This is a genomic window from Defluviimonas sp. D31 (assembly GCF_033436765.1).
GTDB lineage: Bacteria > Pseudomonadota > Alphaproteobacteria > Rhodobacterales > Rhodobacteraceae > Albidovulum.
Window position 1 is genome coordinate 1 of record NZ_JAWQFN010000043.1, and the last position, 5,269, is coordinate 5,269.

The 5,269-nt window shown below is 58.0% G+C and carries 2 protein-coding genes and 3 pseudogenes; 3 read left to right on the forward strand and 2 right to left on the reverse strand.

The features are described 5' to 3' along the window. Window positions 1–1,532 precede the first annotated feature (1,532 nt). A pseudogene (locus R5H32_RS20585) lies at window positions 1,533–1,673 on the reverse strand (transposase); the annotation flags it as partial. Window positions 1,674–1,756: 83 nt separating this feature from the next. Here R5H32_RS20585 and R5H32_RS20590 point away from each other — a divergent pair. Together R5H32_RS20590 and R5H32_RS20595 are read left to right on the forward strand one after the other, a co-directional pair. Continuing rightward, window positions 1,757–2,929, forward strand: a pseudogene (locus R5H32_RS20590) (IS5 family transposase). 1,078 nt (window positions 2,930–4,007) lie between these two features. Further along, complete coding sequence (locus R5H32_RS20595) at window positions 4,008–4,394, forward strand: hypothetical protein (protein ID WP_318340512.1); 387 nt, start codon at window positions 4,008–4,010, stop codon at window positions 4,392–4,394. 67 nt (window positions 4,395–4,461) lie between these two features. On the opposite strand, the gene R5H32_RS20600 is transcribed toward R5H32_RS20595, so the two are convergent. Then, on the reverse strand, window positions 4,462–4,947 hold the full coding sequence (locus R5H32_RS20600; protein WP_318340513.1) for a helix-turn-helix transcriptional regulator: 486 nt from the start codon (window positions 4,945–4,947) through the stop codon (window positions 4,462–4,464). A 246-nt stretch (window positions 4,948–5,193) separates the two neighbouring features. On the opposite strand from R5H32_RS20600, the pseudogene R5H32_RS20605 reads away from it, so the two are divergent. Continuing rightward, a pseudogene (locus tag R5H32_RS20605) lies at window positions 5,194–5,269 on the forward strand (IS6 family transposase); the annotation flags it as partial.

Below are 5,269 nucleotides of genomic sequence, written 5' to 3' on the forward strand. Positions count from 1 at the left end.
AGCTTCTACTCGAGGGCAAATTTCAAGAAGAACCGCGCCGCCGCTCTCGCCGAGTGGCGTCAACTCGGCGCCGCATAAGGGGCAGGCTCACTGTCCATTCGGAGACTAGTTCGAATCCGTCTGACAGCACCCTCGTGGCATGTCAGGCTCAGGGCAATCGGACCTAAACGGGTTTAGTCACACCAAGGGCGAGGAGTCGGTGGGCAACTGGTCGCCCCACAGTAGAAGGGCGCTGCCAAACCCTCGGAGATTAGAATGGGGCCGACGTCTTGCCCGTCAACGCGAAGCACACCGCAGCTTCGACCATAGTTGCAGTCGTCGGTACCATCTGTGCCGGGTTTGCATGCACAACGAACAACTTGAAGCTCAATGGCTTTGGCGCTCGTTACGAGCTCAGTGAGCCGCTGCGTCGCTCGTCTACCAAGCTCCAAGCCGGCAGCACATCGAGGTTCAAATGTCTCAGGCGTATTGAAGCCGACTAAGCGCGTTCCAGCGTTGTCTCCAAACACACGTATGGTATCGCCGTCCGTCACTGAGAAATCGCTGAGCGCCAGTGCTCGAACGGAATACTGGGTTGAGATGCTGTTCGGATCGACACTGGTGCCATCGGCCCTCTGTATGGCCCAAAGGGCTGCCGCTAGGGCGAGCGCCACAACGGACCACCTTGTGCTCCGTGTCAAGCGCCAACGCCGCAGTTGTCTTGAGTTTAACTTGGATGCACTCAGAGACCGCGGTGTGTGTCCAGGCGTGGCCGCCTTGAATGGAATTACATTGGGATGAAACCGGGATCTTGTGGCGCCATGGGCAGCTACAATCTGATGAAGTTTCGCGGCTTGCTTTTCACTGAGGCGCGTCTTGGTGCCGTACCTGTTGAGCTTTGTCCGCATATCCGACAGATAGGTGGACTGCCAAGAGTTCAATTGTCCGCTCTTCAGAGCAGAATCAATCTTGTCAATCAGACTTGCGAAATCATTCGGATTCATAGACATCAGAGGATGTTAGCATGGGGTGCGGTAGCATGGCGAGATCGGTTGACGATACGTGATGCAATGCACTGAAATGCGCTTGATTGGCCCGACTTTCCCGCTGGAAAGATGGCTTGATTGTTGGAGAGCAGAGTTTACAGCTTTGCTGACATGGTAAACAGACACAGAGTTTTCATGCGATATCTATCTAACTTGCTTTCCACCGTGGGGCTTGCGCTGCTCCTCGCTACCTCTGTCAATGCCGACGTCATCCCGCCGCAAGACGCTGCCTTCTACGTCGGAAGCCATGCAACAATTAAGGGTGTCGTTAGCCAAGTTTCGACGAGCAGCGGAGGGACGACTTTCATCAATTTTGGCGGTCGGTTTCCCAACCACGTATTCTATGCCGTCATATTCAGAAACAGTGCCAGCCGATTTCCAGGAATCCGTGAACTTGAGGGCAAGTCCGTGGCAATCAGCGGTACTATTGAACTCTACAAAGGAAAGCCACAAATCATACTGCTCTCTCCGGATCAGATCGAAATACGCTAAGTGGCCTGACCTGCCCCCCTGTGCAGCCTCTGTCAGGATCAGCTTGTCCAGCGTCAGGTCCGACACGGCTTTCCTCATCCGCTCGTTCTCCTTCTGAAGCCGTTTGAGTTCCTTCAGTTGGTCGGTTCCCATCCCGCCATACTGCTTGCGCCATCGTTAGCAGGCTGCTGAAGAAGTCCATCCTCGACGCGGCTTGGGGAATATGATTCACCCTCGGCACGATAGCGGCGGGGGTTATGATGCGCGGGACGGACACGGCGAGCGAGTCGCTGTTCAGCTATGTTGATCTGGAGGCGCGCATCCCGGCGCGGCATCCGTTGCGCAAGATCCGGCAGGTGGTCAATGAGGCGCTGGCCAGCCTGGATGCTGAATTCGAGGCGCTTTACACCGATTTCGGCCGTCCCTCGATCGCGCCGGAACGGCTGATCCGGGCCAGCCTGCTCCAGATCCTGTTCTCGGTCCGGTCCGAGCGGCAGCTGATGGAGCAGATGCAGTATAATCTGCTGTTTCGGTGGTTCGTGGGGCTGGGCATCGACGATCAGGTCTGGGTGCCGACGGTGTTCACCAAGAACCGCGACCGGCTGCTGACAACGGAGATGTCGCGCAAGGTGATGGCGGCGATCCTGGACCATCGCGAGGTGGCGCCACTGTTGTCAGATGAGCATTTCTCCGTCGACGGCACGCTGGTCAAGGCCTGGGCCTCGATGAAGAGCTTCCAGCCGAAGGCCGAGGGCGCGCCGCCCGACGATGAGGGTCCAGGCGATCCGCCCGCATCTGACACCATCCCCGAGGACCAGGCCAAATCGACCGAAGCCGAGACCGCCCCGATGCCACGCCCCACCCGCCAGAACCGCAACGCCGAGGTCGATTTCCGGGGCGAGAAGCGTTCGAACGCCACCCACGCATCGACGACCGACCCGGACGCCCGGCTTTACAGGAAGTCCCCCGGCACCGGCGCGATGCTGTGCTTCATGGGGCATGCGCTGATGGAGAACCGCAGCGGGCTGATCGTGCAGGGCGATCTGACCCGGGCCGACGGCCATGCCGAACGGCGCGCCGCGCTGGACATGATCCATCGCCATTCGCCCGGATCGACCCGGCGGCTGACGCTGGGTGCGGACAAGGGGTTCGACGTGGCCGAGTTCGTCGCCGACCTTCGGCAAGCCTGCGTGACTCCGCATGTCGCGCGGAAATCGCGATATTCAGCAATCGACGGCCGCACGACCCAACACGAGGGCTAAGCCCTGTCCCAGAGGAACCGAAAGCGGATCGAGGAGGCCTTCGGCTGGGCCAAGACCGTCGGCGGCATGGCCCAGACCGTCTATCGCGGCATCGAACGGGTGCGCTCCCGCTTCATCCTGACAATGGCTGCCAACAACCTCGCCCGACTGCCCCGGATGCTGGCAGCGTGACATCGAACACCGGCATCGGAAGCGCATGCCACTCGCCGACACGGGCTCAAGGTCCAAGGCCGCCAGTCCATCCGACGGGAAACCGTTCCGGCTCCTCGACTATTTCATCAGCCTGCTAATGCAGACCTGTGTTCACCCGACGTTCGACTTAAGCGATTAGCAACGGTGGTCATCGGTTCGCGTTAACCCATTAGTAATGTACACTGGTCAAATTGATCTTTAAGCGTGTATGAAAGCCAGAAGCAAGCGGAACTACCGATAGGCACTCAAGTCGTTGGGACTATGGCTTTTCTGCCATTGAAGAGGATGCCTTAGCCCTCTGCAAGGCGACAAGTGGTCCGCCGTTGAATTGGGTGCATGAGAAACATCCGGAGACCGTGTGGCCTGGCATCAAAGGCGAGCGGGTTGTCTGGACGTACTGAGGGTCTCTCTCTCTTCGGTTAGCGGCTACATTGAACACCTCAGGCGGCTCTTGGACGGCAGGAAACGGAAAATATGATCAAATCACAGCATCATGCTTTTCAAAGTGCGCCCTCCACGGGGCGTGAAAGAGGTTACACAAACGGTACATGTAAGTAACACAGCCCCAAATGAAGCGCTGTAAGTTGCTGTAAATCAATGATATTAAGGGGGTGTTCGAAACCTCCTGCGCCCTTCGTCTCCGCCATATCACCTAAATAAATCTATTAAATTCAATATCTTAGCTCTGGATCGATATGCTTAATCCCCCATTTTGACCGCCATTCCGATTCCGTATGGCCTTGGACGCGGCGAAAAAATGTTGCGGTTTATACCCGCCCAATGCCCGCGTCGGTCCCAAGCCAGCAGGCCGCAGAGATTCATCTACCCCTTGATCCGGGAGCAGTCGCCCCAACATTGATTTCCGTTGATTGTTTTGGCGGTGCCTGCAAGCCGGGTCAGTCCGCTTAGCGGGACGAAGCAGCCATTGACCCTCATCAAAGAGATCGACCTCGCGATCGCTATACTCATTTGTACAATCCGAATACCGGTGCGGTAAGTAAAGCTAAGGTCCTTAGAAAACATGAAGCCACCAATGTTCACTCGTGGCAAAGTTGCCTTGAGTCTTCTGGCAGCCATCCCCGTTGCAATTATTATCGTGCAGGCTTTGTTGCCGGGGCTATTTGCCATCGGCGAATATGAATTCGAACTAATCGCGTTGCTTGTGAGCGTCATTCCAATGTTCGCAGCGAGCTTCAGGGAGCTGGCCGCATTTTCAATATTCGCCATTCTGCCAGCTCTATTCTTCGGCGTCGTTATGTTCACACCAGGTGCTAGTCTTGCGTTCGCTGGGTTCGTCTATTTTTGCGTTCCAGCCTTGCTTGGGGTCGCCGCACGGTTGCTTTCGCTTTCTCTCGAGAAAGCAGGAATCAAAAGGCCATACTCACTAGCGGTAGAAGCCGGTTTCTTATTCCTTGTCGTTCAGTTCTTGGCCAGCCTTTATTGAAATTGGTTATCGCTCCATAGTCCGCTTTGGGCTCAAAGCCGACCGAAACGGTTTCTAGACATGGCAATTATTTTGGTGCTGCCCGCCCGGCCCGCCACCGGGCCCAGCGCCGCCGCTGCGCCTCTGCAATACGCGCCAAGCCGTCCCGAGTTCTCGGCCCCGTGCTCTTGCCGCCATGGAACCGGCACCGCTTCCGGCCCGGCTCGGACTTCGACCGGCACGGCGTGCCTTTGCGCGTCTTGGCGCCGCAGATGACGCGGCGGTTGACCATCCGGCGCAGCCGTCGCCGCAGCGCCCCCGCGAAATAATGGTCTATGGCGGCAAGCTCCGCCTCGCGATCTAAGACCCCATATCGCGCGCGTGCGTATTGGTGCGGGGAAATTCGCCAGCCGAAGGCCCGCGCTATTGCCTGGACAGCGTGGGCGAGCGGATCAATCTCCGCTTGCCCTTCCCAATACTGCACCGAGCGATGATGCAGCCCGGCGCGGCGGGCCAGGTCGCGCTGGCTCCACCCGCGTTCGAGCCGTTCCCGTTTCAAGTCATCGCCTGTCATGCGCGCCTCGCCTTCGCATTGAACCTCGCCCGCTCTGCCTATGGCTAGATGTAGATATGTCCCAATTATCCGGACAGGCTCGCCGCCGAATTAGCCGAAAGCGTGCGGATATCTCGGACGGTTGCGCCGCCAGAAGCCCCGTTAAGGCGGTGTCAGAGGAACCTAGCTTGCGGCGAGGCAGGGCGCCGACTAGCGTCGCATGATGTCGAAGCCTGGCCCTTTCGCTACTTCAAGACTTCGCCTGAGATCATCCGCCTGGCGGTGATGATGTACGTGCGCTTCCCGCTCTCGCTCCGTAACGTCGAGGACCTGCTGCACGAGC

What these genes read in the sequence shown, in the direction of transcription:
- R5H32_RS20600 (WP_318340513.1), bottom strand. Translation starts at nt 4,947, where the DNA reads ATGACAGGCGATGACTTGAAACGGGAACGGCTCGAACGCGGGTGGAGC.